The organism is Planctomycetaceae bacterium (genome assembly GCA_041398825.1).
GTDB lineage: Bacteria > Planctomycetota > Planctomycetia > Planctomycetales > Planctomycetaceae > F1-80-MAGs062.
Genome location: JAWKTX010000004.1, coordinates 293,467 through 319,873, shown reverse-complemented (window position 1 = coordinate 319,873; position 26,407 = coordinate 293,467). Strand labels below are relative to the sequence as shown.

General features: G+C 54.2%; 19 protein-coding genes. 9 read left to right on the top strand and 10 right to left on the bottom strand.

Annotated elements, in window-relative coordinates; translation table 11 throughout:
• The first annotated feature begins 8 nt into the window (after positions 1-8).
• From R3C20_09585 to R3C20_09565, 5 genes are all read left to right on the top strand, one after another.
• Positions 9-203, top strand: coding sequence for a hypothetical protein (locus tag R3C20_09585; GenBank protein MEZ6040748.1), 195 nt, complete (start codon positions 9-11; stop codon positions 201-203).
• On the top strand, positions 181-636 hold the full coding sequence (gene mraZ / locus R3C20_09580) for a division/cell wall cluster transcriptional repressor MraZ (GenBank protein ID MEZ6040747.1): 456 nt from the start codon (positions 181-183) through the stop codon (positions 634-636). Before R3C20_09585 ends, mraZ begins: the two co-directional genes overlap by 23 nt.
• 623 nt (positions 637-1,259) lie before the next feature.
• On the top strand, positions 1,260-1,523 hold the full coding sequence (locus R3C20_09575) for a type B 50S ribosomal protein L31 (GenBank protein MEZ6040746.1): 264 nt from the start codon (positions 1,260-1,262) through the stop codon (positions 1,521-1,523).
• A gap of 180 nt (positions 1,524-1,703) precedes the next feature.
• Entirely contained in the window at positions 1,704-2,780 is a 1,077-nt protein-coding gene (prfA, locus tag R3C20_09570; protein MEZ6040745.1) for a peptide chain release factor 1, read from the top strand.
• A 214-nt stretch (positions 2,781-2,994) separates the two neighbouring features.
• Complete coding sequence (locus R3C20_09565; protein ID MEZ6040744.1) at positions 2,995-6,306, top strand: DEAD/DEAH box helicase; 3,312 nt, start codon at positions 2,995-2,997, stop codon at positions 6,304-6,306.
• Between the two features lie 318 nt (positions 6,307-6,624).
• Here R3C20_09565 and R3C20_09560 read toward each other — a convergent pair whose 3' ends face one another.
• On the bottom strand, positions 6,625-8,118 hold the full coding sequence (locus tag R3C20_09560; protein ID MEZ6040743.1) for a DUF1501 domain-containing protein: 1,494 nt from the start codon (positions 8,116-8,118) through the stop codon (positions 6,625-6,627).
• Between the two features lie 81 nt (positions 8,119-8,199).
• The gene (locus R3C20_09555) at positions 8,200-9,570 is read right to left on the bottom strand and encodes a PQQ-binding-like beta-propeller repeat protein (GenBank protein MEZ6040742.1); all 1,371 of its coding nucleotides are present in this window, start codon (positions 9,568-9,570) and stop codon (positions 8,200-8,202) included.
• A gap of 335 nt (positions 9,571-9,905) precedes the next feature.
• Between R3C20_09555 and R3C20_09550 the strand changes: the two genes are divergently transcribed.
• Positions 9,906-10,436 carry a hypothetical protein gene (locus tag R3C20_09550; GenBank protein MEZ6040741.1) on the top strand — a complete coding sequence of 177 codons (531 nt, stop codon included), beginning with the start codon at positions 9,906-9,908 and terminating at the stop codon, positions 10,434-10,436.
• 26 nt (positions 10,437-10,462) lie between these two features.
• Positions 10,463-11,902 (top strand): DUF1501 domain-containing protein, encoded by a 1,440-nt coding sequence (locus R3C20_09545; GenBank protein ID MEZ6040740.1) that lies wholly within the window; start codon positions 10,463-10,465, stop codon positions 11,900-11,902.
• A gap of 317 nt (positions 11,903-12,219) precedes the next feature.
• Here the strand turns inward: R3C20_09545 and R3C20_09540 are convergent, their stop codons facing one another.
• The 3 genes from R3C20_09540 to R3C20_09530 all read right to left on the bottom strand — a co-directional run bounded on the left by R3C20_09540 (position 12,220) and on the right by R3C20_09530 (position 14,824).
• Entirely contained in the window at positions 12,220-12,696 is a 477-nt protein-coding gene (locus R3C20_09540; GenBank protein ID MEZ6040739.1) for a bacterioferritin, read from the bottom strand.
• 178 nt (positions 12,697-12,874) lie between these two features.
• A complete protein-coding gene (locus tag R3C20_09535; protein MEZ6040738.1) occupies positions 12,875-14,311 on the bottom strand; it encodes a putative sulfate exporter family transporter in 1,437 nt (478 codons plus the stop codon).
• A gap of 126 nt (positions 14,312-14,437) precedes the next feature.
• Complete coding sequence (locus R3C20_09530) at positions 14,438-14,824, bottom strand: response regulator (protein MEZ6040737.1); 387 nt, start codon at positions 14,822-14,824, stop codon at positions 14,438-14,440.
• 280 nt (positions 14,825-15,104) lie between these two features.
• On the opposite strand from R3C20_09530, the gene R3C20_09525 reads away from it, so the two are divergent.
• Together R3C20_09525 and epmA are read left to right on the top strand one after the other, a co-directional pair.
• Positions 15,105-17,582 (top strand): BatA domain-containing protein, encoded by a 2,478-nt coding sequence (locus R3C20_09525; protein ID MEZ6040736.1) that lies wholly within the window; start codon positions 15,105-15,107, stop codon positions 17,580-17,582.
• 13 nt (positions 17,583-17,595) lie between these two features.
• Complete coding sequence (gene epmA / locus R3C20_09520; protein MEZ6040735.1) at positions 17,596-18,648, top strand: EF-P lysine aminoacylase EpmA; 1,053 nt, start codon at positions 17,596-17,598, stop codon at positions 18,646-18,648.
• Between the two features lie 55 nt (positions 18,649-18,703).
• Here the strand turns inward: epmA and glgA are convergent, their stop codons facing one another.
• The 5 genes from glgA to R3C20_09495 all read right to left on the bottom strand — a co-directional run bounded on the left by glgA (position 18,704) and on the right by R3C20_09495 (position 26,391).
• Positions 18,704-20,233, bottom strand: coding sequence for a glycogen synthase GlgA (glgA, locus tag R3C20_09515; protein ID MEZ6040734.1), 1,530 nt, complete (start codon positions 20,231-20,233; stop codon positions 18,704-18,706).
• A gap of 415 nt (positions 20,234-20,648) precedes the next feature.
• Entirely contained in the window at positions 20,649-21,524 is an 876-nt protein-coding gene (locus R3C20_09510) for a hypothetical protein (GenBank protein ID MEZ6040733.1), read from the bottom strand.
• Positions 21,521-23,218, bottom strand: coding sequence for a hypothetical protein (locus tag R3C20_09505; protein MEZ6040732.1), 1,698 nt, complete (start codon positions 23,216-23,218; stop codon positions 21,521-21,523). The genes R3C20_09510 and R3C20_09505 overlap by 4 nt, the downstream gene beginning before the upstream one ends.
• Positions 23,219-23,495: 277 nt before the next feature.
• On the bottom strand, positions 23,496-24,911 hold the full coding sequence (locus tag R3C20_09500; GenBank protein MEZ6040731.1) for a sigma-54 dependent transcriptional regulator: 1,416 nt from the start codon (positions 24,909-24,911) through the stop codon (positions 23,496-23,498).
• A gap of 76 nt (positions 24,912-24,987) precedes the next feature.
• Positions 24,988-26,391 (bottom strand): HAMP domain-containing sensor histidine kinase, encoded by a 1,404-nt coding sequence (locus R3C20_09495; protein ID MEZ6040730.1) that lies wholly within the window; start codon positions 26,389-26,391, stop codon positions 24,988-24,990.
• Between the last annotated feature and the right edge of the window lie 16 nt (positions 26,392-26,407).

The following is a 26,407-nucleotide window of genomic DNA, read 5'->3' as shown; positions in this document are numbered from 1 at the left end:
GTCCGGCGATGTCATTTGACCCCGTCTTGACGATTCTGCCAGTGTCATTAAATTGCCCGCGTGGCGTCGAGTGGGGAGAAGTGGGAGCCGATGGAGTGGCCGAAACAATCACTGCAGTTTCGTCACAAATCGTTTACGGAGATCGACTTATGGTTTTCATTCACATGACCTGGTTCTTCAATGTCGTTCACTGGAACATATGAACGCACTTTGGACGACAAGTTTCGGCTTGCCGTGCCTAAGCCACTTCGTGATGTTCTGTGCGATCAGGAAAACGGCGAATGTTACCTCGCTCCGGGTAACGAAGGGTGTGTTTCAATTTACTCGACATCGGGATTTGGGCAGCTGGCCGCAAGGCTGGCAAACATCTCCACAGCGAAAGCCGATGTTCGGGGGTTCCTGCGGTTGTTGTATTCTCAGGCAGAACGGGTGATTGTGGACAAGCAAAGCCGAGTGCGGATTCCGGACCGATTGATTCGACTGGCCGGAATTACACACGAGGTGGTGTTCATTGGAGTCCATGATCATGTCGAAATCTGGGATAAGACGCGGTGGGAGAAGTATTTGGCCGAGAGTTCGACGCAGTTTGATGAGCTCACTGCCCAGGCGTTGTCGGTTCCCATGTTCGGCGTTTAGTAAACCGTCGGGTGATGTGCCGGCTAATGTCGTTAAGATGTGGTGATTGGGCAGTTCATTTTCTGCCCGAATCAAGAGGGAATTTGCCGCAGCTTTACCGGGCTTCGCGGAAAATTGACGGTGCATGGATTGCAGAAACGTCCCGGACACAGCCTTCACTCGTGAAGGAGCGAACTACTTTCATCACGCTGCACGGATGCGGCCGGAAGGTAGTTCGGTGTCGGGGGGACGGTTCGACAGCCAGAACGGACTGAGTTGAAAGCTGGCGTTTCCCGAGTCTTTTCGTATTTCTGAGTCACTCTGTGTGACTTTGCCGCTCCTGTCCGGTGTGCATTCCCATCCCGTGTCAAACCGCGTTATTCACCCGGAGACGGGACTACGGATTGAAGAAGCATGTTTTTGCTTGCCGATGTGAGGGTTCAGGCTTAGACTTCGCCGCTTCACCGTCTGCTGACGGCAAATCAAGTAGGGGTGAACGCAAGGCTGCAGGGGTTTTGCAGCGTCTGATCATGAGTCATGGGACTCAGTTCGTTTCGACATGGCGTCGAAGATATCTGTTTTTCGCGAGGCTGATCGGTGTACTTGCCACCATTCGTCAGGATCGCAGAAGGTAAGTTGAGACAATGAAAAAGGACATCCATCCTCAGTACCGCGACGTGATCTTTATGGACACCTCAACAGGTACTCGCTACCTGATGAAGTCCACGATCCGATCGAAAGAAACGAGCACCTGGGACGACGGAAACGAATATCCGCTGGTCAAAGTGGAAATCAGTGCGGCCTCTCATCCTTTCTATACCGGGAAGATGAAATTCGTTGACTCCGCCGGTCGCGTTGAGAAATTCCAGAAAAAGTACAACTGGGGCAAGAAGAACGACGCCGAGTAGCGACTGCAATTCAGAACATTTCGAAGGACGTGCGCGAAGTATTTGCGCACGTCCTTTGTCTTTGCATTGCCGGTGAATCTGGTGGAATGGCGCTTGTGGAACAGCCCGGGCGATTCTGCGACATCCGGCAGATCCTGATCCTTTGATTCTGAATTCCGCGTCGAAAATCGGAGCTTCGCAATGTTCCCCAGTCTTCAGCGTAAGGCCGCTCGCTACACAGAGCTTGAAAAACAGTTGCAGGACCCGGCGGTCCTCACCGACATTTCCCGAATGCTTTCGATCCAGAAGGAAATGGGCAGTCTGGTTCGGATTGCCGAGGCAGTTCGTGCCTATCAGCGGCTGATCGACGACATCGAAGCCGCAGAAATGATGGTTGAGGAGGAAAAGGATCCCGAGGCCAGAGCATACGCAGAGGAAGAACTGGAGCAACTGGTCGGCAAACGGGACGAAATGAAGACCGACCTGGAAGACATGGCGACGGCCGGTGATTCGCTGACTCGCAGTTCGCTGATCATGGAAATCAGAGCTGGCACAGGTGGGGATGAAGCTGCACTGTTCGCCAAAGACCTGTACGACATGTACATGGCCTATTGCACAGTGCAGGGCTGGAAAACGGAAGTCATCGAATTCAGTTCCACGGAACTTGGCGGCCTGAAGGAAGTTGTCTTTTCAATTACGGGCGATGGGGCCTTCCACCAACTGCAGTTTGAAAGCGGTGGGCATCGCGTGCAGCGAGTTCCGGAGACGGAAACACAGGGGCGGGTTCACACGAGTGCCGCGACCGTCGCCGTGCTTCCCGAGGCCGATGAAGTGGAAATCGACATTGACCCGGAAGACCTGCAGATCGATACCATGCGGGCCGGAGGGCCAGGCGGCCAGAAAGTGAATAAAACAGAAAGCGCGGTCCGTATTACCCACCTCCCGACCGGCATCGTCGTGAAGTGTCAGGACGAAAAGAGTCAGCACAAGAACCGGGCGAAAGCCATGCGGGTGCTGCGGAGTCGAATCCTCGAAGCTCAACAGCAGAAGGTTCACGACGAGCGAGCTCAGGCAAGACGAACACTCGTCGGATCCGGTGATCGCAGCGAGCGGATTCGAACCTACAATTTTCCTCAGAATCGAATCACGGATCACCGTTGCAATCTGACAATCTACAAGCTGGATCGGATTATTGCGGGCGAATTGGGTGACCTGATCTCAGCTCTGGTGGCGTTCGACCGGGAAGAACGGCTGAAAATGGTGGATATGGCTGAGTGATTTTGTTCACCTGCAGGCGTTTACATCCCGAGAAAATTCTGCGGAAACCAGGTGGAACAGGCGATTTCGCGTTGCTGTTCTGTTCAAGCACGCCACCTTTCGATTACCCTTCCCGATCCGCCTTCACACGGATGATAAATTCACACAGAACCGGACGGGCAACTCTGCTTGCAGTAAGTCCGTCCCTTCAGACAGATGATTTGAACCGGAACCTATGACACTCGCGGAGCTGTTGCAAAATCGTTTTCGGGCCGACCTGCGCCACCGAGGCGCTGCATATATTGAAGCAGAGCGAATTTCTATTGTTCGCGTGACTCCTGAGAATCTGTTTGCCGTCGTGCAGGATGGTGAAGAGTTTCAGACGCAGCTTCGATATCAGCCGGATGATATGTCGATGTTTTGCACGTGCGAGCAGTATGCTCGTTCAAAAGCCTGCAAACATCTCTGGGCGACCGTCTTGTCAGCTGACAGCGGTGGATATGTCAACCCGACGATTCGTCCGGGACGGCTGCAGCCCTTCGTGGCGGCAACCGCCTATCAGCCAATTTCAGTGGATGATCTGTCCGATGGCCAAGATCCGGACGATATTGCTCAGCCTCGATCCGGAAAAGCGAAATCGAAACCCAGGGCGGTTCAGGTCGCCCTGCGGCCGTGGGAAACGCGTCTTCTGGAACTCTCTGAAGACATGTCCGCCACTCCGGATGGCCGAAAAAAAACCGAGCCACAGGAACGGCAGATCTTTTATGAAGTGGATATCGAAGCCAGCCGGGAAGCCGGCAAGCTGGTCATTCAGGCGTCTCAGCGTCAACGCCGCGCCGGCGGTCAGTGGGGCAAGATCAAGCCACTGAAGGTGCGCCCCGGTGAACTGGACCATATCGAACATGAAGATGACCGCACATTTCTGTCCTACCTTTCGGGAGCGGTCCCTGAACGCAACAACTGGTCCACTCAGCAGGCCGAATTGCGGACCTCAGCGCATCGATTTTACGTGCCGTTTGAATTGGGGCAGCTGATCCTTCCGGACATCTGTCGAAGTCGCCGTCTCCGCATTCTTGGCAGTGATGAAGCGGGCGAACAATTGCTCGACTTTGACGATTCGGATCCGTGGGAACTGACGATTCGGGTTCGGAAGGACACCGAAAGTGAGGGCTGGAAAGTCATTGGGCTGCTTGTTCGGCGTGAAGAGTCGATGGAGCTCTCTGACGTGCCGCTTGTCGTTCCCGGTGGCTTTGTTGTCACGGCGGATTCCATCAGCCTCTTGCGCGACTTCGGTGCTCCGGAATGGATGAAATTGCTTGCGGGAGGAGGTGCACTGCACATCCCTCTTGCGGATCAACACGATTTTGTTGACCGGCTGCTGGATATTCCGTCGCTGCCGCGGCTGGAACTTCCGAAGGAACTGCAGCTTGAAGAAATTCGCTGCACGCCATCTCCCGTCCTGCGGATTTCCTCTCCGCCAGCCATGCGATGGAAGAATGACTCTCTGAATGCAGAGGTCGTTTTCGATTATCTGGGAACACCTGTTTCCGGAAGCAGTTCGCGTTGGGCGGTTGTCCAGCGAGAGAACAATCGTTGCATCATCCGCGACCGTCAATTTGAAAATTCGTCGTGGGAGAAACTCCGGCAGGCCGGATTCCGGCGGCGTCTGGGCGATACGCGTCATCAGGTAAACGTGGAAATCATGCGGCGCGACCTTGGGCGGGCTGTACGAGAACTTGTTGAAGGCGGGTGGTCGGTCTACGCAGATGGCAGTCAGGTGCGTCAGGCTGGCGGCATGAAGTTCCGAGTTCAGTCTGACATCGACTGGTTCGAAGTTCAGACCGACATCGACTTCGAAGGTCGCTCGGTTTCGTTTCCGGAGCTGCTTCGAGCCCTTGAACGTGGTGACTCGACCGTTCGGCTCGACGACGGTTCTCTGGGCATCCTTCCGGAAGAATGGCTGGAGCAGATCGGCATGATTTCCGGTCTGGGAACAGTCGATGAAAACGGTCTTCGCTTCTCCAATTCTCAGGCCGCTCTGCTGGATGCATTGCTTGCTTCTCAGGATAACGTTGAGACCGACGAGAACTTTGCTGCGATGCGCGAGCGATTTCGTAATTTCGCCGGTGTCGAAGACGTCGCTGCCCCTGCTGCGTTCAAGGGGGAATTACGAGGATATCAGCAGGAAGGCCTTGCCTGGATGAAGTTCCTCAACGACTTCAACTTTGGTGGTTGTCTTGCGGATGACATGGGTCTCGGGAAAACCGTTCAGTTTCTGGCGATGCTGCTGAGGCGTCTTGAAGACGAACCCAAGGCGCCGCCATCGCTGGTTGTGGTGCCGCGGTCTCTGATGTTCAACTGGGTCAGCGAGTGTCATCGCTTCGCACCGAAACTGAATGTGATGGAGTACACAGGACTGGAACGCGCGAATCAGCGGGATGACTTCACTAAGAATCATCTGATCCTGACAACTTACGGAACGGTACGTCGTGATATCGCCGTGCTGAAAGATGTGCAGTTTGACTATGTCGTGCTGGACGAGGCTCAAACCATCAAGAACCCGTCGTCTCAGATTGCTCGCGCTTCACGGCTGCTGAAGTCCAACTATCGACTTGCACTCAGCGGTACTCCAATCGAAAACAATGCCGGAGACCTCTGGTCTATCTTCGAATTCCTGAACCCCGGTATGCTGGGCCGCAGTTCCGCGTTTCGAACGCATATTGCTGATCCGGAAAGCCGAGATGCTCGGGTGCTGGTTTCCAAGGGGCTTCGACCATTCATTCTTCGGCGAACGAAAAAGCAGGTGGCCGCTGAATTGCCGGATCGCCTGGAAGAAACCATCTACTGCGACATGGATACCGAACAACGTCGGTTGTACGACGAACTTCGAATGCACTATCGTGATTCGCTGCTGGGACTTGTGCAGCAGCAGGGCATTGCTCGCAGCAAGATGCACGTCCTGGAGGCGCTGTTAAGACTTCGTCAGGCTGCCTGTCATCCGGCATTGCTGAACCGTGGCGATGAACAGGATGCCTACGCGAAGCTTGACTTCCTGATTCCACACCTGCAGGAACTGATCGCTGAAGGGCACAAGGCCCTTGTGTTCTCTCAGTTTACGACAATGCTGGGAATCGTTCGCGATCATCTGGATCGTGAAGGAATTACCTACGAGTATCTGGACGGGAAGACGCGAGATCGAAAGGCCCGCGTGAATCGTTTTCAGGAAGATGACGAGTGTCGCGTGTTCCTGATCAGCCTGAAAGCCGGTGGTCTGGGCTTGAATCTGACAGCTGCGGACTACGTGTTCCTTCTCGATCCATGGTGGAATCCGGCGGTGGAAGCGCAGGCGATTGACCGAGCTCACCGAGTCGGGCAGGAACGAACCGTCTTCGCGTATCGATTGATCTGTCGCGACACCGTCGAAGAGAAGATTGCGGAACTGCAAAAGAAGAAGCGTGAACTTGCAGATGCCATTCTGGAAGGTGACGATGCGAGCAGCGTTCTGAAGGATCTGTCCGCAGAAGATCTTGAGATGCTGCTTTCATAGGGTGGCGTCTTCGTCAGACAGGCACTCAGTGACTCAAGACTCAGGTCTCATCATACCTGCCGTGGACACATGAAGCGGGACAATCCCGGTGGAGGGGTTGTTGCGCAGGACTCCGGTTTGGCCGATGGGTTGGGAACTGCACTTGATTCTGATGCCAGTGGCCTGTTGAAAACTGAGACTGGCTCGAGCGGGAGACCTTGAAACACGATGGTTTCCAGTCGTCCTGCGTGCCAGCATGGTGCGGATCGCGCTGTACGCAGGTTTTGGTGACAGCCTGTCACCACCACAGAGCGGACGATCGTGATGATTGGCCACCGGTTATGAAAGAATGGGACGCACAATTTCACCATGGATATCGGTGAGCCGAAAGTCTCGGCCCTGGTAGCGGAACGTCAGTTTTTCGTGATTCACGCCCATCAGATGCATGATCGTGGCGTTCAGATCGTGGACATGCACTGGATCGGCCGTGATGTTGTAGCAATAGTCGTCTGTTTCGCCGTGTGTGTAGCCGCCTCTGATTCCGGCACCCGCCATCAACACGGTAAAGCAGCGCGGGTGGTGATCACGGCCATAATTCGTTTCCGTCAGGTTGCCCTGAGAATAAATTGTTCGGCCAAACTCACCGCCCCAGACGATCAGCGTGTCGTTTAACAGTCCGCGTTGTTCAAGGTCGTTTATTAGTGCGGTGGTTGGCTGATCTGTATCGTGGCATTGACCACGGAGGGCTTTTGGCAGGTTTCCGTGGTGATCCCATCCCATGTGAAACAGCTGAACAAATCGCACATCGCGTTCTGCCAGACGGCGAGCGAGAAGGCAATTGGCGGCGTAGCTGCCCGGACGAAGGACATCTGGGCCGTAGGCATCCAGAATGTGTTTTGGCTCGCTGGAAGTATCCAGCAAATCCGGCACGCTGGACTGCATGCGGAACGCCATCTCATACTGAGCAATTCGTGTCTGAATTTCCGGGTCGCCGATCTGTTCGAAGCGATGCTGATTCAGCGTCCGTAATCGGTCGAGCGAACTGCGCCGAGCGTCAGATGAGACTCCAGGTGGATTACTCAGATAGAGCACCGCATCTCCCTGATTTCGAAACTTCACCCCCTGATGCTGCGATGGCAGAAAACCCGATCCCCACAGGCGATCATAGAGTGGCTGATCGTCAGGTCGGCCGCTTCCGAATGAAGTCAGAACCACGTATGCCGGCAGGTCCTCGTTTTCACTTCCCAGTCCATAACTGACCCATGCTCCGATACTGGGCCGCCCGGCCAGTTGAGAACCCGTCTGAAAGAATGTGATTGCCGGATCGTGATTAATCGCTTCTGTATGCATCGAGCGGATCATGCAAAAGCGATCGGCGATTGTGGACATGTTTGGCAAGGCTTCGCTCATCCACATGCCGGATTCGCCATGCTGAGCAAATTTGAAGGCCGACGGAGCGACGGGGAACTTCGACTGGCCGCTGGTCATCGTCGTCAGCCGTTGTCCCTTTCGGATGCTGGCGGGTAAGTCTTCGCCGCGTCGATCCTGCATCTGCGGTTTTGGATCGAACAGATCCATCTGCGACGGCGCGCCGGACTGAAAGAGATAGATGATGCGACGCGCCCTGGGAGTGAAATTCGGAAACCGAAGATCACCAACCTGTGATGCCGGTCCGGCCTGAGTTCGCGACTGCTTTTGCATCAGAGTTGCCAGAGCAGCTCTGCCCAGCATGGATGCCGCGCCAGGGGTGACTGCTGCGCTGCCGAGAAAGAGTCGACGATTGAACGTGTCCTGAAGTCTGAGCGCGTCGTGCGCACGGTGCTTTTTGTGCATACCCAAAATTTCGTTCATAGCAGACCTGAATAATGTACGGGCGACGTTGTCGTCATCGAGCCACCGCTCCTTTCTCGGGAGCTATGGTTTTGATAAATCGACACGAACCAGTTCTTTGTCATTGCGAGCGAAAACGCTCTTCATTGCAAACGCAGGATGAGACCAGATCGTCATACGTCGCTGGACGGGCCGCGTCGGTTCCACAAGCAGGGCACGGCTTGTTTCTTTGTACCCCTCGGCAGACAGCTGGGCAATAATCAATTCACCCTGTTCGTTGTGAATGAAATATCGGTCACCATTCGGAATGAGGAATGCGTTCCACCAGCGACCACTTCCAGTGGCCTCCAGCGTTTCCCAGACGCGTTCTCCTGTTTGGGTATTCAGGCAACGCAGCTGACCATAGCTGCAGACTCCATAGATTGCTGACTCCGTCACAACGGGCGTTGGCATGATGGAGTGGAGCCCGTCCGTCCGGATTTCATTATTGCTTTTTCCCTTCCAGACGATGTCTGCCGATTTCCTGTTAACCTTCAGCATTAATGGACCATTGTAAAATGATGTCAGGAACAGTTGTTGTCCGAGCTTTCGAGGCATTGGAACGCACAGTCCCGCTTTGATGGACCAGGGAACCTCCCAGTTGATGCTTCCGTTCGACGGATCGAGTGACGAGACGGCCGACGGGTGCCAGATAATCAACTGCGGCACCCCATCAAATTCGTAAATCACGGGTGGGCAATATCCGATTTCCGGGTCATCCAGCGAACGCCATTTTTCTTCCCCGGTTTTTCGATCGAAGCAAATCACAAGCCCCCCATCAGACCCGCCTACCAGAGTGATCAGGCTATCCCCATAAACAAGCGGACTCGCCGCCATTCCCCAGGTGGGCAGTGGAGTGGCGTAGTCCTTCTGAAATTCCTTTTTCCAGATCACTCGCCCGTCTTCTTCCGCGAGGCAAAACATGTGCCCCTCTGCGCCGACGGTGTACACGACCCCGCCAGCGACCACGGGAGTTGCTCGAGGACCAGCCGGGTAGCTCACGGTATATCGCACTGGATATTCATGTTTCCAAAGTTGCTTTCCTGAATCGGCATCAAAACACAGGACACGTTCGGTACCCGCATCAGCCATTCTGTCGGTCAGGAACACGCGTCCGTTAGCGACAGCTGGTCCTGAGTATCCCTCTGCGACAGGCGCCGACCAGACCCGGGGAAGCAATCCCTCGGTCGGTAACTTGTCCACGATCCCTGTTTCGTGCCAGACACAATCTCTTTCCGGCCCGCCCCAGTCCGGCCAGTCATCGGCTTGCGAAACCGCTGCACCCAATGTCAGCCCACTTGCAAGTGACGACAGGAAAATGCCCCGGAGGCAGAACTGCCGCCGAATGATGCGAAGCATCAGCAGATTTGTGGCTATCAGAAAACATGGCAGAATGAAGGAAGCGGCGAATGACATGAATATTTTCCATGATTGGTGGAATTGCTGGAGCCGCCGTCGGCCTTGTGGCATAAAACGCAACAGTAGTGTAGCGTGTTGGGATTGTAGCGTGTCGAGTCTGGAACTTCATGACCAGTCACGCACGACGGTAAAATCTTTCCTGTTGCGAATGATTGCTGATTGCTGATCTGTACTGTTACTGATTTGTAGTGTTGTTAATTGGCAAAGTTGCTGTGCAGCACAGTAGCGATCCTTCACGTTCTTAAACGCATCGCTGCGATCCTTTCTTTCTCGCGCGCGATGCCCGGCCGCTGTTACAATTCCGCCCTGACGCGGGCAATTGAGTCAATCAGATGTTTGATGAGTTTGAACAATTTCAACGACTTCGCGAGGCATGGGGGCAGGTTCGCATCGAGCGCCCCGTCGAATATGGTCTCTTCACATTCGGGGATTCGGATCTGCCGTATTTCCTCGTCACTTCGTCGTCTCAAAAGGAAGGTACAGTTTCCATTCGACAGGGGCAGGTTACTGTTTCACGTGCGAGGATTATTACGCCGGACAACATGCATCCGGAGATTCGAAACTTTTTTGAGGATGACGACGAAGCCAGCATGATCCAGTTTCTGATGGCTCGGACTGCCGCGTTTTCGAATCTGAAACTCAGCAACAGTGCAGGCCCTGATCGGATTGTCACCGACACCATTGAAGAAGCCGTTGCCAGACTGAATCGGCAGCTTGATGATCAGGAAGAAGATCGAACTGCAATCCTCTCTGCACCCTACGCATTGGCGGGATTTGCTGTCCTGAAATACGCGTCGGATCGAGTGATATCAAGTGCCCCCGGTAATATCAGCGAGCTTCGAGAACGAGGATTACTGCCATAATTGAGCACACTCGACTGAACGCATTCGTGGACCCATTCCTGTCACGCCGGCAGTTGGCGTGTGGCGGTGGATTTGGCTCTTTGGCGTTGGCGGGCATGCTTGCTCATGATTCTGTTCTGACTGCGGACGAGCCGGAAGCTGTCGATACGCCCACATCGAGTGAATGGCCGGTCAGTCACCACCCGGCACGCGTTAAGCGAGTCATTCAGCTGTTCATGACGGGTGGTGTGAGCCCAATGGACACATACGATTACAAGCCGGAACTGGAACGTCTGCACGGACAGATGCTTGGTCCGAAGGAGAAACCCGAAGGATTCACAGCGCCGGCCGGCGCGATCATGAAGAGTCCATTCCGATTCGCTCAGCATGGCGAAACAGGGCGATGGGTCAGTGAGGTTTTTCCGGAGCAGGCAAAACTGGTCGACGAGATGGCTTTTCTGATGGCCATGACAACCAGGACTAACGTGCATGGTCCCGGTACCTACATGATGAACAGTGGATTTCTGCTGCCAGGTTTTCCATGTATGGGCGCGTGGATTTCTTACGCCCTCGGTAATCTGACAGAGAATCTGCCGACATTTGTGGTTTTGCCAGATGCCAGGGGACTGCCGTACAATCAGCGAGGCTGTTTCAGCGCGGGGTTCCTGCCATCGCTCCATCAGGGAACCGTGATCAATGCCGCTTCCCGGCAACCCGTTCCGGATTTGTTTGCGTCCGACAGATTCCCGTTTGCGAGCCGAGAAGTTGACGCCGCCGGAATGCAACTGCTGCGGCAGATGAATGAGAGACATGCGGAAAGTCGCGGTGATGATTCCCGACTACAGGCGAGAATTGCGAGCTACGAGCTTGCCGCGAGGATGCAGTTGTCGGCTCCGGAAGCGTTTGACCTGACTCGGGAGTCCGAATCCAGCCATCAGGCCTATGGTTTGGATCAGAAAGAAACCGAAGACTTTGGGCGTCGCTGCCTGCTTGCTTCGCGGCTTGCTGAGCGTGGAGTTCGATTCATTCAGGTCTGGAGCGGACCGCAGGGGGCTGTCAACAACTGGGACAATCACGGCAACATCCAAACCGAATTACCGCCGATGGCTCGTAGTGTTGATCGGCCGATTGCGGCACTTCTGCGTGATCTCAGACAAAAGGGATTGCACGACGACACGCTCGTCATCTGGACAACCGAATTTGGAAGAACGCCATTCGCACAGGGAAGCGTTGGTCGTGATCATAATGGCGGAAGTTTTGTCAGCTGGCTTTGGGGTGCGGGTATCCGGGCCGGAGCAAGCCATGGCAAAAGCGATGACTGGGGATATCAGGCCGTGGACAATAAGACCTGGTGCTACGACCTGCACGCCACAGTCCTGCACCTCCTGGGTATCGATCACAAGAAACTGACGGTCCGACAAAACGGCATCGACAGACGCCTGACAGACGTTCACGGTCACGTGATTCACGAAATCATCGAAACATAAACATCGACAAACAGAGATCACGTTCGGCTGACTATTTGATCCGTTCGCAGACTGACAAACGTATGTCTGACTGGACACACATGTTCGGCAGACAGATGAGCCCACGTGTCAGCGGGGAGCGCAGGCCAGAAAAAAGCCTGCTGCGATGAGCCGGAAACTTGATGCAGGATACGCCTCTGCGGTGTTCACGTCGTCAGAAGGCCACTTGTTTCAACATCCGACGATTCACGCCGGCGTCGAAGAACTCAGGGGAACGCGCACACGCCGGATTCTCGAAGTCATTTCACTCGTTTGGTCGCGCCCGAGTCACACACTCTTCACTCGCCGGGGTCCGACATGTGCTTCGAGATGTACGCTGGCTCGCCAATGCGTCTCAGAAGGTCCAGCTGCAGTTCCAGCCACGCCATATGCCCTTCTTCATCCAGAACGATCCGTTCGAAGAGTGTCCGAGTCCCGATATCGGAATCATTATTTGCAGTTCGGGCTGCAGCGGAGTAGAACTGAATGGCTTCCTTTTCATCAGCCAGATCGGCTTCGAACATTTCTACCAGAGAACTGGCCAGCAGAGGTTTTTTGGCCATCTCCAGACTGGGTTCACCTTTCAGGAACATCAAACGTTCAATGAATGAGTCTGAATGGCCGAGTTCTTCCTGCATCTCCTTTCGCATTTGCGTCGCCAGCCGGTCCATCCCCCAGTCCATCAGCACGCTGGCGTGCAATTGATATTGATGTGCAGCAGTCAGCTCCATTGCTAATGCCGTTTGCAGGTTCTTCAATGACTGTTCGTGGCTCATGGTTCCTTCTTTCAACACGCACCGGGACTGCGAACCAACCACACTAAATCGACACCAATGTTGGTTCGAGTGATCAGTTCGCGTGGTTCTTTGACTTGAGTGTCATTACAGGTGCAGGACGCATCGACGTGGCGGAAACTTACGTCAATGTCCTGATGTTTCTGCAATTGAGGCAAAGTTACTTCGCCAGGACATCCGCCGCCCGTGGAAACACGACCTTGAACATCAACCAGCTCATAAATAATGTCAGGCAAAGATTCAGTGTCTGTCCGCAGATATAAAGGACCAGAGGCTTTCCGCCTTTGAAGAACCTGAGCAGCGTTTTGAATTCAGTCTCCAGTCCGATGCTGACAAATGCGAGACAGAAGCACCACCCTCGCAAGCCTTTCGTGCTTCCGTCAATGACGGTCTTGACCATTGTCGATCCGCCGTCAACACGTTCGCTGATGATTGACATGACAATCGATGCCGCAAGAAATCCAAGAATGAACTTGGGAAACCTGCGCCAGATTTCAGTGACATCGGGTTTGGTGTCGGGCGTTCTTTCAACAAACGTCACCCAATACACCGCGACACAAAATGCGACGACTCCGATCAGAATGTTCTGGATCATTTTGATTGTCGTCGCTACAACTTCCGCCTCCTCGCCCAGCATCGCCCCCGCAGCTCCAACAGCGCCGGTTGAGTCAATTGTTCCCCCGATCCATGCCCCACCTACAATGGGATCCAGACCTGCCATCTTGATCACTTGCGGCAGAACAACCATCATGACCACTGTGAAGGCAAGTGAGATCCCGATCGCTGTGGAGAGCTCTTCCTTTTTGGCTTTGCAGGCAGACGCTGTGGCGATGGCCGCAGACACTCCACACACAGACATGTCTGCTGAAATGACCATGTTCAGCGATGGAGATCCGATCTTTAACACCTTCTGCCCAAACCAGAAGGTCGAGATCAGGACGATAGGAGTCACCACCCACGCGATGAAGACCCCCGGCAGTCCCAGAGCCAGCAGCTTGCCGAACAAGACCTCGGCCCCAAGCAGTACCAGGCCCACCTTCATGTACAGCTCCGTCCGAACTCCTGGCTTCATGAACGCTGGCGTGCCGATCGTGTTACTGATGAGCAATCCAATCAGGAGAGCCCACAACGCGTACTCGAGACCATATCGCTTGATGACAACCTGTTCTGAGAGGATGTAGGCGATCAGGCTAATCAGGAAGACCGAAACAAAAGCCATCGCAAATTCCTGCGAACTTCGTCCATTCAAAGCAATTCCTGCTCCGAAGGCGATAAGCGTGATCAATAACGCTCCGCCGATGGCGGGTAGCTTCCCTTGAATTGCTTCCAGGGGGCTGTCAGTCCACTTTCCGGGTTTTCCGATCAGAGGCTTCAGCGGATTGTGATAGCCAATCGTCAGCTGATTGTCCCCTGGTTCGATCGATTGCGTTCGGGTGGGGACTACGCCGACGATAGAAGTCAGAAGGAGAATACCGCCGATTAAAACGGCCAGCCAGTCTTCTGACATCCGACGAACCGGGGTGGTGGAATCACCGGGACGCTCCTGCGATGGAGACGCCGGTACGGAATCGGAAGAAATGTTTTCATCTTGAGGCATCGAGAATTCCTTTCAGTCGAATGGGCCTTCTACAGGACCGACGGGAAGTCTGGCGACTCAGGATTGTTTTGCCACCTTAATGACCCGGCACGACAGATTTTTTGTATGTCTCTTTCCAGTCGATCGCTATTGATCCACTTTCGCCGATTGTCTTTCCAGACATCGCTGAATCAGGTTATTAAAATCTGCCACCCGGAATGGCTTACAGATTATGTCATCAAAACCATGTTCACTCGCAAATTCTGTAACATCCCGGACTGCATCTCCCGTGAATGCCACGATTTGAGGCTGACTGCCGGTCGGTAATTCCCGGATGCGGCGAGAAATCTCAACGCCACTCATTCCGGGTAAATGCAGATCCAGAAGAATCAGGTCCGGACAGCACTTCTCGATCACCCGCACCGCCTGTTCATAATTCCGCGCTGAATGGCACTGGAGTCCAGGGATTTGAAGTAGTTGTCTTGTGACGTCACAAATCAGCAAATCGTCATCGACAACCAGAACGTGTTTCATCGGTGTAGAATCACAGTTGAGGCAGAAAACTGAACCACGGCGTCTGAGTTTGATCGGGGTATGGAAGAGCGTGCTTGCTTGACTTAAGCCAACGACGACGCTTGGCATGCTGCCACATAAGGCAATCAGATGCTGGTGCCCTGGGTGGATGTCTGGCAATTCATACCGGGGAGTTTTGTAATCATTTCTCCAACAACAAGAGCAGGGCACCTTCAATTCCTGATTGAATTCCGTTAACTCCACCGATGCGTGGTTTTGGGATCTCGAATATACTGCTCCCATGACATTCATCAACTTCAGCATCCTGAGTGGACTCCTGCTGGCGACAATTCCGGTTGTCCTGCACATGGTGATGCGCGCGAAGCCCAAAAGGATCGAGTTTCCTGCATTAAGATTATTGAAGGCTCGCCAGCCGTCGAACGCCCGGAGAATGCAACTGAGGCACCTTCTTTTGCTTCTTCTTCGAGCGTGTCTTATCGTCGCATTGGTGATCGCGGTTGCAAGGCCATCTCTTCCCGCCGCTCGCTACGGCCTTCGCTGGTGGGAGTGGTTGTCGCTGGGTTTTGTCACCGCCGCGGCATTTGGTGTCTATCAATGGCTGTCGCACCGTGACCGGAATTCCAGCCTGGCCCGGCATCAAGTCCGTGAGCGTCGAAGCCGTCATCGCATTGCATGTGTTTTCGGTGGAATACTGGCTTCAATCATTGCAGTGGGACTTCCATGGGGAGTTCGGGTTCGTGGTGAACTCCTTTCCCCGCGCAATGAAGCGACAGAGGATATCCCGGTTGCTGTGGTGTTTGTATTCGATACCAGCATCAGTATGAATTATCGCCACGAGAATTTGACGCGGCTGGAAAAAGCCAGACAGGTGGCAGCCGAATACCTGGGACAACTCCCGTCGGGAAGCCGAGTTGCCGTGGCGGGTCTGGATCAGGAAGAGGAAGTGGTTTTTCAGGCCGATCTCGCTGGCGCGCAGTCAAGAATGGACTCACTGGAGCTCACCACGATACCAGAATCGCTGAATGCTCGACTGAAGGATGCCGTCCAGAGCCATATCGACGATCGCCAGCGAGTTCGAGAGGAACTCGGCATCTCAGAAGCCAGCGATCTTTTTGCCCGAGAGGTCTGTCTGCTGACCGATGGGTCGCTGACAGCCTGGAAACATCCGGACGAAAGCGGACTTTCAGATCTGTTGAAAGTGAACGACTGGATTCAGCTTTACCTGATCGATATCGGCGTTGCACAACCCAACAACATCAGTCTGGCCAATATGGAACTTTCGGAGGAAAGCAGCGCCGCCGGACGCCCGCTGCAGCTGAATGTAACGGTGCAGGCAACAACAGCTGCTTCTCCTCAAACGATGGTTGAAACATACCTCATTAATCCTGACGGTTCAGAAGTTCGCGTTGGAGCTCCCCGGTCGGTGAAAATCGATACCGGAGCCGTGGGCGTTTCCGTTGAATTGCAGGCGCCGGAAGGGCAACCCTTTGCAAACGGTTTTGTGCGAATTGCCAGCTCTGACCCATTGCCCGACGACAGCATTCGTTACTTCAGTTTTGGGATTCGAAATCGCCCCCGCGTCCTGATGATTTCGGATCGAGAAGAAGAAACCTACTACCTGAAGAATGTGCTGCAGCCTGACGAGGCTGACCGACTGGGATGGCAATTCTATGACTGCACCCGAACGACCACCCTTCAGGCCAGTCAGTATTCTTTCTCGGATTTTGACGTTGTTTGCGTCGTCAATAGTGCGGATCCGGATGCATCGCTATGGACAGCACTGCTCCGATTTGCTGAAAACGGCGGTGGTGTTTTCATCTGCACCGGGGCGAAGGGAATTCAGCCAAACCGCTGGGATACCGTCGAAAGTCAAAGATTACTTCCGGCACAGCCAATTGTTCCCGTTCGTTATCTCGACGAGCCATCGGTGATGAAAATCGTATCGGAACAACATGCCGTCACCCGGAAATTCGCGTCCGATGACGAATGGCGTACGGAGCTTTCACGTGCCCTGTTTGATCGATGCTGGGCAGTCGAACTGCACCCGGAGGCATCAGTCCTGATGCAGTACGATGGGATTGGTGATCGTCCGGCGCTGCTGGAACGCCGTGTTGGCTCTGGCCGATGTCTGATGTTTACTTCTGCTTTGGACAATCTGGTGAATGGCGGCAGCGACTGGAATAACCTTGTCGTCGAAAACTGGTCCTTTATTCCGCTGGCCGACAGCATTATGCAGTATCTGATCGGTGCCACAGATCAGGTCCACAATTTTGTTGCCGGTCGACCGGTCGAAATTCAGGTGCCGCCCAGTCAGCGTTTTGGACAATACCTCTTGCGGCGCCCGGAGTTTCGCCAGACACGCGCCGCTCTTCCCGCGGATCAAACCACGATCCTGATCAGCGATGCAGATGACGCGGGGCACTATCAGATTCGTCCCTTTGAGTCTACCAGCCCATTCCTGTCCTCGTTCTCCGTCAATCTTCGAGACGACGAAAGCAACCTGAACCGACTTCCGCCGGAACAGCTCAATGAGATTCTTGGAGAAGATCGCTACGCAACAGTCTCCAAACCAGAAGATCTGCTGCAGGTGGTCCGAGTCGGAAGGCTTGGTATTGAAGTCTTCCCTGTGCTGATGGGTTTGCTGGTCCTGTTGTTCATTGCAGAGAGCCTGATGGCCAACTATTTCTACGACGAAGATCCCGCTCAGAGATCTCCAGCGGCATCAGTCGCGGGCCCGGAAGCGGCCGTCCAGGCCTGAGAGTGTCCTACCGATGGAAGGGAAGAGCATACCATCAACCTGGCAGCCAACCTGCAGCCTGAACATACTCCGACTGCGTTCTGAACTTCTGAAGCAAATACGCCGGTTTTTCGACGACCGAAATTACACCGAAGTTGAAACGCCCCTTCTCTCTCATGATGTCGTCGTCGATACTCACATCAATCCCATTGAAGTGTCTGGGGTAGAGGTGACAGGAGCTGACCAGACCTCTCAGTGCACGCGAATGTTTCTGCAGACTTCTCCTGAAGCTGCCATGAAGCGATTGCTGGCCGCTGGCATGGGTTCCATTTACCAGATTACGAAATCATTTCGCAGCTCGGAACGAGGCGATCGGTATAACCCGGAATTCACAATCATCGAATGGTACGGAGTTGGTACAGATCATCTTCAGCAAATGCGACTCACTGAGGATCTTGTCCGAACCTGCATCGAAGCCAGGAATGGCCTGGATTTCCTTCCCGGGGAGACGCGACTCGAAGCAGGTCCTCAGTCGTTTCGAGTTCTCAATTGGGACGACGCATTCATAAGCGTCCTCGGAGAAAGTGTGCTTGGTAAGAGCCGGTTGGAAATCGAACAACTTGCTGCCAGCAGACAGATCCCGTTGCCCGCGTTTTCGTCAGACGACACCGTCGACGACATCCTTAACGTTATTCTGGCCGAAAGAATCGAACCAGCACTGGGGATCGAACATCCTGTCTTTCTTACCGCTTATCCGCGGTCACAGGCTGCGCTGGCGCGAACATCAGAAAATGATGCGCGCGTTTCTGATCGGTTTGAACTTTATATGCAAGGCGTCGAAATCTGTAACGGCTACCACGAACTCACAGATGTCCGTGAACTTGCCGAGCGAGAAGTGCAGTCCAATTCTCTCCGAGTGTGTCACAAGAACAGAGTATTGCCGGGAGCCGAACGAATGGGTGCAGCGATGATGTCCGGGCTCCCCGCATGTTCGGGAGTTGCCCTGGGCTTTGATCGTCTGTTAATGCTTCTGACGGGAAGCACGCGCATTGATCAGGTTATTCCCTTTCCCATTGAGCGAGCGTAGACTCACGGCGGAAGAAATCTGTTACCGAACCTGGGTATTACCGAACCTGGTACGTTCAGCAACGGCCTTCCGAGAGCCGCCCTGCGATCCGGGACTGTGCTTTTCGATAGATGCCGACGTATTCGTCAGCGCTTCGCTGCCAGGACCAATCCTTAGCCATCCCGTTCCTGACCAGTTTCTTCCAGATGTCCGGCTTTCCCCAGGTGTCAATGGCTTGTTCAACACTCTGAGCAAATGCATCTCTGCTGTAGTCGTTGAATGCAAACCCGGTGGCTTTTGAAATTGACTTTCCGGCGATGTCGAGATTGGTGACCGAATCGGCGAGCCCCCCCACGTTACGGACGATCGGCACGGTGCCATACCTCAGGCTATACATTTGATTCAATCCACATGGTTCAAAGCGGCTTGGCATCATGAACATGTCCGAGCCAGCCTCAATCTGATGTGCCAGTGATTCATCAAAGCCAATTTCCACTGCAACTTTTCCGGGATGAGCAGCTGCCAGTTGACGAAACATGCTCTCATGATGCGGATCACCAGTCCCCAGAAAAGCCATTTGAATATCCCGGGACAGCAGTCTTTCTGCTGCGCCTGCGACAAGGTCGAATCCTTTCTGGTCTGCCATTCGGGAGACCATCCCCAGCAGTGGAACGTCTGATCGTTCGGCAAGGCCGAGGCGTTTTTGAAGGGCCGTCTTGCAGGTGGCTTTTCCTTGTGCGATGGTGTCGAAAGTGTAGTTGGCCGGCAAAAGCTTGTCCGTCTCCGGATTCCAGACATCATCGTCAATACCATTTAATATTCCGCTTAAATCACTCTGCCGATGCCGTAGTGTTCCTTCCAGCCCATATCCCCCGTCAGGCGTACAGATCTCTTTCGCATAGGTTGGACTTACCGTTGTCACCTGATCAGAAAACGCGATACCGGTTTTCAGCAGGTTCAGATCTCCCCACGATTCCATCTGATGGTAGTTGAAGTAGGCCCAGTCCATTCCGGTCAGCGGCATATCGAAGTGCCAGAACCGCCCCTGATACGCCATATTATGAATGGTCATGACTGAGGCGGTATTTTCGAAACCCGGCTGAGACGAATACTGACTGTGCAGCAAAGCAGGAATGATTCCGGTCTGCCAGTCATTGCAGTGAATGACATCCGGCCGAAGCACCATTTGCTGGCAAACTTCCATTACGGCCCGACTGAAGAAACAGAAGCGTTCGCAGTTGTCGACATAGCCATGGCCATGCTCCTGATACAACTGCCGTCGGTCAAAGTACTCCGGCTGACGAATGAGAAGAACACGCACTGAGGTGCCTGGCAGCATCGTCCAGTTCACGGATCCCTCAACCACTCGCCCATTCATCGTGATCGAAAACTTGAGTCCGGTACTGGAAACGTGAGGCAGCCGTGGCGAATTCGCCTGACGAACGGCAAAGTAATCGGGCAGAATGAGTACGACATCGTGCCCTAGTCGATCAAGCGCAGCGGCCAGCGCGCCGGTTACGTCCGCGAGCCCGCCAGTCTTCGCAAATGGCACCGCTTCAGAGGCGGCCAGTACAATTCGTAGTCGCTGAGCAGGCAACCCGTTCACAGGAATTACTTTCGCGAAAGGCATCGATAATCGTCATTGCCGCTGGAATGCGGTGTATCCGCAACTAACGGCAGCCCGATTCGCTGTCTTGAGTTCTACCCGGGTGATCTGCATCGTGCAGGCAAGATACAGTCGACTCGCTGGATTAGCACGATGCAAACGATCTCATCGGATAATCAGTTTTTAGCGACCCGGCAAGCACTGAAATCCGCAAATACCTACACTACTGGCTCCGGGAACTCCGGCACCCCTGAGGTGTCCCAACTGCAGCTGCATTCCCCAGTCTCCGACGTCGGCATCCTCCAGTCCTTTGAAGATCCACACGAAAGGCAAACCACTTCGTTCGCGAGGGACTTTTTGTTGAAGGATGTGGCCTGTCAGCCAAACTCAGCTGTTCATCTGCAGAATTTCTGCGTCACTGCATTCGCCGTAAAATTGCGTCGGCGAATCTTTCGGGTGATTGCGGATCGAAAGGGAAATAGAGAGACGGTTCGATCAATTCGAGCTCCATCACGACGGGTTTACCGTCAGGCAGGCGTACCAAGTCTACCCGTGCGTACAGCAAACGCCCGGAAACGGCCTGGATAGCTTTCTCTCCGGCAAACAGAAGATCTACTGCCGGTGTGATCGCTCTCAGCTGGCCTCCGTGTTCTTCCTGTACTCGAAAATCTCCTGCCGTCGGAGTCTTCAGTACACAGTGACTGAATTGCTCGTCAAAGTAAAACAGTGAGTATTCGCCGACGGTCGTGATGCTTGGGACAAACGCCTGCACCATCGCTTCGCGTGACTCATATGTCGTTGCGACTTCCCTGCGGACGTCCGGCGACGTACGAGATGAGAGGCGAAAAGTGTTCTCTGCTCCCGCACCGACTACTGGTTTGCAGACAAATTCTTCCTCGCCAAATCGTTCGCACAAACAGTCCAGATCTGCGACAGACAAAGACGCAAACCATTCGGTAGGAACAATATCAGCACCACGATGGTCAAGATCCTTCAGATAATGCTTATTGATGTTCCATCGCACAGTCTGCAGATCATTCACCAGGCATGTCTTCTGGTCGATCGAATCCAGCACGTGCAGGAATGCGTCAGCGGATTTGTGGTAGTCCCAGGGGCTGCGAATGACCACCATTTCGTAGTCGCTCCATTCCGCATTCGCACGCCAGGAAACATGGTCCACCTGAACACCACGCCGCAAGAGTGGCTCGTTCACCATGTCATCGTAAGCAAAAAAACCTTCAAGCGAGTCCATTGTCAGGAAGGCAATTCGTCGGAGCGAACGTTTGTTCATAAAGCAGGTTCACCGTACCGGAACACGTGAATGACTGGCAGTGGATCGAACTCACGATCGGACGTTGCCCCGCCATCGATCTGCACAAGGTACAGCAGGTTGTGTTCAGGATCGCAGGCGATCCCACCAAGATACTGTGTACATGATGGAAACAGGTACTGAGCGGGCCCACCTCCCGGAGAATTCCCATCCCAAATGTACCACGGTTCGATTCCTGTTGGATCAAGGCTGTGCCGACTGGCAGCGACCAGCGCCTGTGGAGCGTAAAAACGAATTTGAGATTCATAAGGCGCGCCGTGATATCCCTTGTCGATCGTGCAGTCACCTGGCCTTGCTTCGCCATAGTAGACTTCACCAAGCGCTTTGCGGCCGCTGATGATAATCGTATTCTTTTCGCCAAGTCTGAGCCACGCGCCGCCTGTCCATCGATCCGCAGGATTAAAGTCCCTGGCCGGTCGACTGATGTCGTTGTACATCAGCGGCAGTGCATCAAGGGAACGGCCGGGAGAAGTTGCGACAGTCGGGAGGCTGTAAGCAAACAGCGATGGGCCATGGCTCGCAATGTTCAGCCCGGTAGCAATTTGCAGCCCGGAGATCAGCTTATGTCCGTAGAACCACTGATTCGCATAGTCCTCCGGAACGCGCAGAATGTACCCGGCATGCTTGTACGAATGCCATTCTGAACGGCCTGTCTCCGAGGGACCCAGATGCCATGGTCCCTGCGGTTCAGGACGATTCAGGTCAAGGGTCGATACTCCGTGCGATGGAAAATCAATCGTCTCAACGTTGTAGTACTTGTACATCGTCCAGTGAAGCCGTCCGTCAATCACATGGAGGCCGCCATACCGGAATGGCTCGGAAGAATCGCCTGTCATGGAACCGCGAATACCACCAGTCGGATCTCCAAACGACTGCAGAATGTTTGCTGCGGGAATGGCATCCAGAAACCGCGGCTTTGCCGTCACTGGCTGCGGAATCGAGATCTCCGCAATCAACTCCTGTGTCGGGTCGCTGGAAATGAAAAGTGATCCGGCGAACCCGTCAGAAGAACCACTCGGGTCGCCATCAGGGTTGTAAGCCAGTGTCCAGCCACCGTAACAAAACCGCGATGCTTCCCTGTTTTCGTCAACATGAGGAGCTCTGAAAGCCCCCAGATACATGAAGTTTCCCGGCGTGACCATGGCTTCGTGAAGTGGCGATGCATGATAATGCGGCGCGGGGCCCTCAATTAAGATCTGCTGCGACGGCGGCTCAGAAACTGCGGAATCGGTGCGTCCCAGAATTCGATTCATGACCGAAGTGACCAGCCCAGCCTTCTGCGCCGGCACAGCATCGATGGATTCTCTGGCAGGTGTTCGCACTTCGCTGCCTGAACGAACAGGCGAATCCGCATTCATTAACTCTGCCGCTGTACCGGAAACTTCCCGCCTCTCGGATGGAAGGGTCGCTGTCTTTGGAATCGCAGTGTCCATTGCAGCCATTCGCATCTCAAGAAGCGTGCGACCACCGATCAACACGGCCGCAACGCAAACCAATCCCCAAAACGCAAGGCGGACAGGCTCAGCCTTTTGCTGTGTTTGTCGCAGCAGCAACTGCTGGACAAGTTCATCGCGTGGTGGCTGTTGCGGCAGATGTAATGGAACGTCGTCTCTGGCAATCGATCCCGATGGTGCCTGATACTGCCCCTGATTCATGATGATCGTTTCCCAATGCAGGTTGTGACGGTCTCACACCATACGTTCGATGCTGGCCGGCATTCATGAAACATAGCCGCTGCAATGGGCCGTCGGAGAACATTCCCGAAGGCCTGAATCAAATCGCGAGGGCGATCCCATCAACCTGATTGCATCAGGACAGAATGTTGCCGTAAATCAACACAGGGTGTTGCGAAGAAGCCACAAACAGCAGGAGACCTTGCAAATCAGGCAGGGCCATTCCGGCGGATGCAACAACGCCAGAAAAGTTGAGCCACTATTCAGCGTCAATCCCATACCGGCGCAGTTTTTCCCGGAGCGTATCGCGATGAATCCCCAGCATCCTTGCCGCAAGTGCGCGATTGCCACCGGCAACATCAAGAACTCGACGCAGGAGAGGCGGCTCTGTATGCCCCGACAACTGAGCCAGCAGGTCACTCGCTGTTTCAAATGAGCCCGAACCGTGTAGGTTTAGGCCATCATCAATCCAGTGTGTGACAGCCAATTGCAGACTTTCGACGGGGGAGCGGCCAGAACTGTTGATCTGGTGTGATGGTTCCGGCAGGTGCTCGGACCGGATCACTTCGCCGCGGCAAACCACCGACGCAGCCTCAATGGCATTGCGAAGTTCTCTTACGTTGCCGGTCCATTCGCGTTTCAGGAGAATCGACTGGGCCTCATCAGAGAGCCGCATCCCTTTCCCGATGCCAACATCCGAAAGAAATCGTTCTGCCAGAAGCAGAATATCGTCCGTGCGTTCCCGCAGAGGCGGTAAATGGATACGAAAGACATTCAGACGATAAAACAGGTCACTGCGAAATGTTCCTTCAGCCACCATGGCTTCCAGCGATCGATTAGTCGCGGCTACAAGGCGAAACGACGAATGGCGGCACGTGCCCGAACCTACCGGTTGAACTTCGTGTGTTTCGAGCACCCGCAGCAGTTTTACCTGAAGCGGTAAGGGTATCTCTCCAATCTCATCCACAAACGCGGTCCCCTGATCTGCCTGCTGCAACAATCCGATGCGAGCCACATCAGCGCCGGTGAATGCCCCTTTGGTGTGACCGAATAATTCGCTCTCAACCACAGTGTCGCTGAACGCGGGAACGCAGATTGGAACAAACGGACCACGTCGTCGACTATGCTGATGAATGGCCCTTGCAACAAGATCCTTGCCGGTGCCGCTTTCGCCGGTGATTAATACCGGCACGTCTCGCTCAGCCACCAGCGCAATCTGCCGAAACACCTCCTGCATTGCGGACGACGAACCGACGATCAGTTCATCCGAAGCGCAATCTACGGCTGGCATTTCGTCTCCACTTGCCGGTGCCGAATTTATTGCGGCTGCCTGGCGGATCACTGCAACAGCTTTGTCCAGGTCGATCGGCTTGATCAGATAATCAAACGCCCCGCCATCGATAGCTCGAACAGCTGTCGACAAGCTGCCAAAGGCCGTCATGATGATGATTGGTATGGAGGCGGCCTTTTTACGAAACTGCTGCATGGCCTCAAGTCCATCCATGCCTGGCATGCGAACGTCCATGACAATGACATCGGGCATTTCATCGTCGGTCGATGCCAGCGCCTGTGCGGCAGAACTGGCAACGCCAACTTCGAATCCTTCGTCAGTCAGACATTCTCTGAACGCCCAGCAGATCGCAGGTTCGTCATCGACAATCAATACTCGTGTCAAGAATTCTCCCTTTCCACGTAACCCGTTCCGCAGCAGAATTTGATTCCCCGTGGGAAATGAGGCGTATATTGAGATATCAGGCTTGCGACAAGGGCAACTCAAATCGAAATCGAGTCCATTCACCGGTGCGTAGACAGGTCAGCTGACCATGATGATCACTGGCCGCGCGACTTGCCAGCGTCAGTCCCAGTCCAACGCCCTCCGGTTTTGAAGTCACGAAAGGATCGAACATATTGTCCGCGATTTCCGGTGCAACCGGCGGGCCAGTGTTCCTGATTTCCACAATAAACCGGCTCTCGGCGAATGAAGATTCAATTTCAACCTGCCCGCCCGGTCCCGTGGCTTCCATCGCATTCCGAACAACATTCAATAAAGCCGCCTCCATCTGTTCGGCATCGCTGATCGTAAACCCGCTGTTCGAAAGTTGAACGTCAAGTCGAATCTGATGATGCTGGCATTCCGGCTGAACGAGTAATTCAACATGACGAATCACTTCGTCAGCTTCTCCCGGTTCAGGCTTTTGCTGAAGATCTCGTGTCAGTGTTAAGAGCCCGCGAATTTGAGATTCCGTCAATGACAACTGGCGCAATGCCACCTGAAGACTTTCGCGATCTGATTGTTCACATCGACGAATATGGACCTGCACTGCCAACCTTGCCCCGGTGATCGAATTGCGCAGCTGGTGTGCCAGTCCTCCCGCCACCTGAGTGACTACAGCCGCACGCTCGTTGATGCGGATCTGCTGCGTCAGATGGTCAAGTTCTCCTGCCAGTTTGTGGATTGATTCCGCCAGCTCGCCGAGCTCATCTGAACCCGATTCGGGAATGGCTAACTGAAAATGCCCGGCAGAAATTCGCCGAACGTGGTCCTGCATGCGACGAATTCGCTGAGCAAATCGACCAGCAAGCACAATCGAGACCGCGACCATGATACTCAGAGCGGCGGCACCGATCAGCAACGGAGGCCACATATTCGATTCCGTCAGTGCTCGCCAGTCGCCCTCCGGCATCATGACAAAGAGCTCAGATGCATTGCTCGACTTCCGGATGTCCGCGCGACCCACAACGTACGGTCCTTCGACCGTGTGGACCGGGATGAAGTCGCTGATTCCACTATCCTGTCGAGTTCCGGATGGACCGGATTCTGAGCTGTCGTCCTTTGCAAATTGTTTCATCCCCAGAATCTGATTCACCAGTCGCGCCGTGGTGGATTCGGGCAGAGTGGAACCGACAATTCCTCCGTCATCATTCAGCGCAATGTAGTCCGCTGCCGACAGCCCCTTCATCTGTTGAAGAATCGACGAATGGACGGGGAAACTGGCGTCACGCAGGGTCTGAACAACTCCATTCAGGCGCCCCACCGCCTGTGTCTGAGCCGCATCAATGGCTCGCAACGCGAGCAGAATAGACAACGCACCAATCGTCAGTGTTTGAATCAGTGCGAAGGGCCAGAGAATTTGATTTCGAATGGAAGACTTCATCGCGACACGGAGGCTC

What these genes read in the sequence shown, in the direction of transcription:
- R3C20_09585 (MEZ6040748.1), top strand. Translation starts at nt 9, where the DNA reads ATGTCATTTGACCCCGTCTTGACGATTCTGCCAGTGTCATTAAATTGC.
- mraZ (MEZ6040747.1), top strand. Translation starts at nt 181, where the DNA reads ATGTCGTTCACTGGAACATATGAACGCACTTTGGACGACAAGTTTCGG.
- R3C20_09575 (MEZ6040746.1), top strand. Translation starts at nt 1,260, where the DNA reads ATGAAAAAGGACATCCATCCTCAGTACCGCGACGTGATCTTTATGGAC.
- prfA (MEZ6040745.1), top strand. Translation starts at nt 1,704, where the DNA reads ATGTTCCCCAGTCTTCAGCGTAAGGCCGCTCGCTACACAGAGCTTGAA.
- R3C20_09565 (MEZ6040744.1), top strand. Translation starts at nt 2,995, where the DNA reads ATGACACTCGCGGAGCTGTTGCAAAATCGTTTTCGGGCCGACCTGCGC.
- R3C20_09560 (MEZ6040743.1), bottom strand. Translation starts at nt 8,118, where the DNA reads ATGCACAAAAAGCACCGTGCGCACGACGCGCTCAGACTTCAGGACACG.
- R3C20_09555 (MEZ6040742.1), bottom strand. Translation starts at nt 9,570, where the DNA reads ATGTCATTCGCCGCTTCCTTCATTCTGCCATGTTTTCTGATAGCCACA.
- R3C20_09550 (MEZ6040741.1), top strand. Translation starts at nt 9,906, where the DNA reads ATGTTTGATGAGTTTGAACAATTTCAACGACTTCGCGAGGCATGGGGG.
- R3C20_09540 (MEZ6040739.1), bottom strand. Translation starts at nt 12,696, where the DNA reads ATGAGCCACGAACAGTCATTGAAGAACCTGCAAACGGCATTAGCAATG.
- R3C20_09535 (MEZ6040738.1), bottom strand. Translation starts at nt 14,311, where the DNA reads ATGCCTCAAGATGAAAACATTTCTTCCGATTCCGTACCGGCGTCTCCA.
- R3C20_09530 (MEZ6040737.1), bottom strand. Translation starts at nt 14,824, where the DNA reads ATGAAACACGTTCTGGTTGTCGATGACGATTTGCTGATTTGTGACGTC.
- R3C20_09525 (MEZ6040736.1), top strand. Translation starts at nt 15,105, where the DNA reads ATGACATTCATCAACTTCAGCATCCTGAGTGGACTCCTGCTGGCGACA.
- epmA (MEZ6040735.1), top strand. Translation starts at nt 17,596, where the DNA reads ATGGAAGGGAAGAGCATACCATCAACCTGGCAGCCAACCTGCAGCCTG.
- R3C20_09510 (MEZ6040733.1), bottom strand. Translation starts at nt 21,524, where the DNA reads ATGAACAAACGTTCGCTCCGACGAATTGCCTTCCTGACAATGGACTCG.
- R3C20_09505 (MEZ6040732.1), bottom strand. Translation starts at nt 23,218, where the DNA reads ATGAATCAGGGGCAGTATCAGGCACCATCGGGATCGATTGCCAGAGAC.
- R3C20_09495 (MEZ6040730.1), bottom strand. Translation starts at nt 26,391, where the DNA reads ATGAAGTCTTCCATTCGAAATCAAATTCTCTGGCCCTTCGCACTGATT.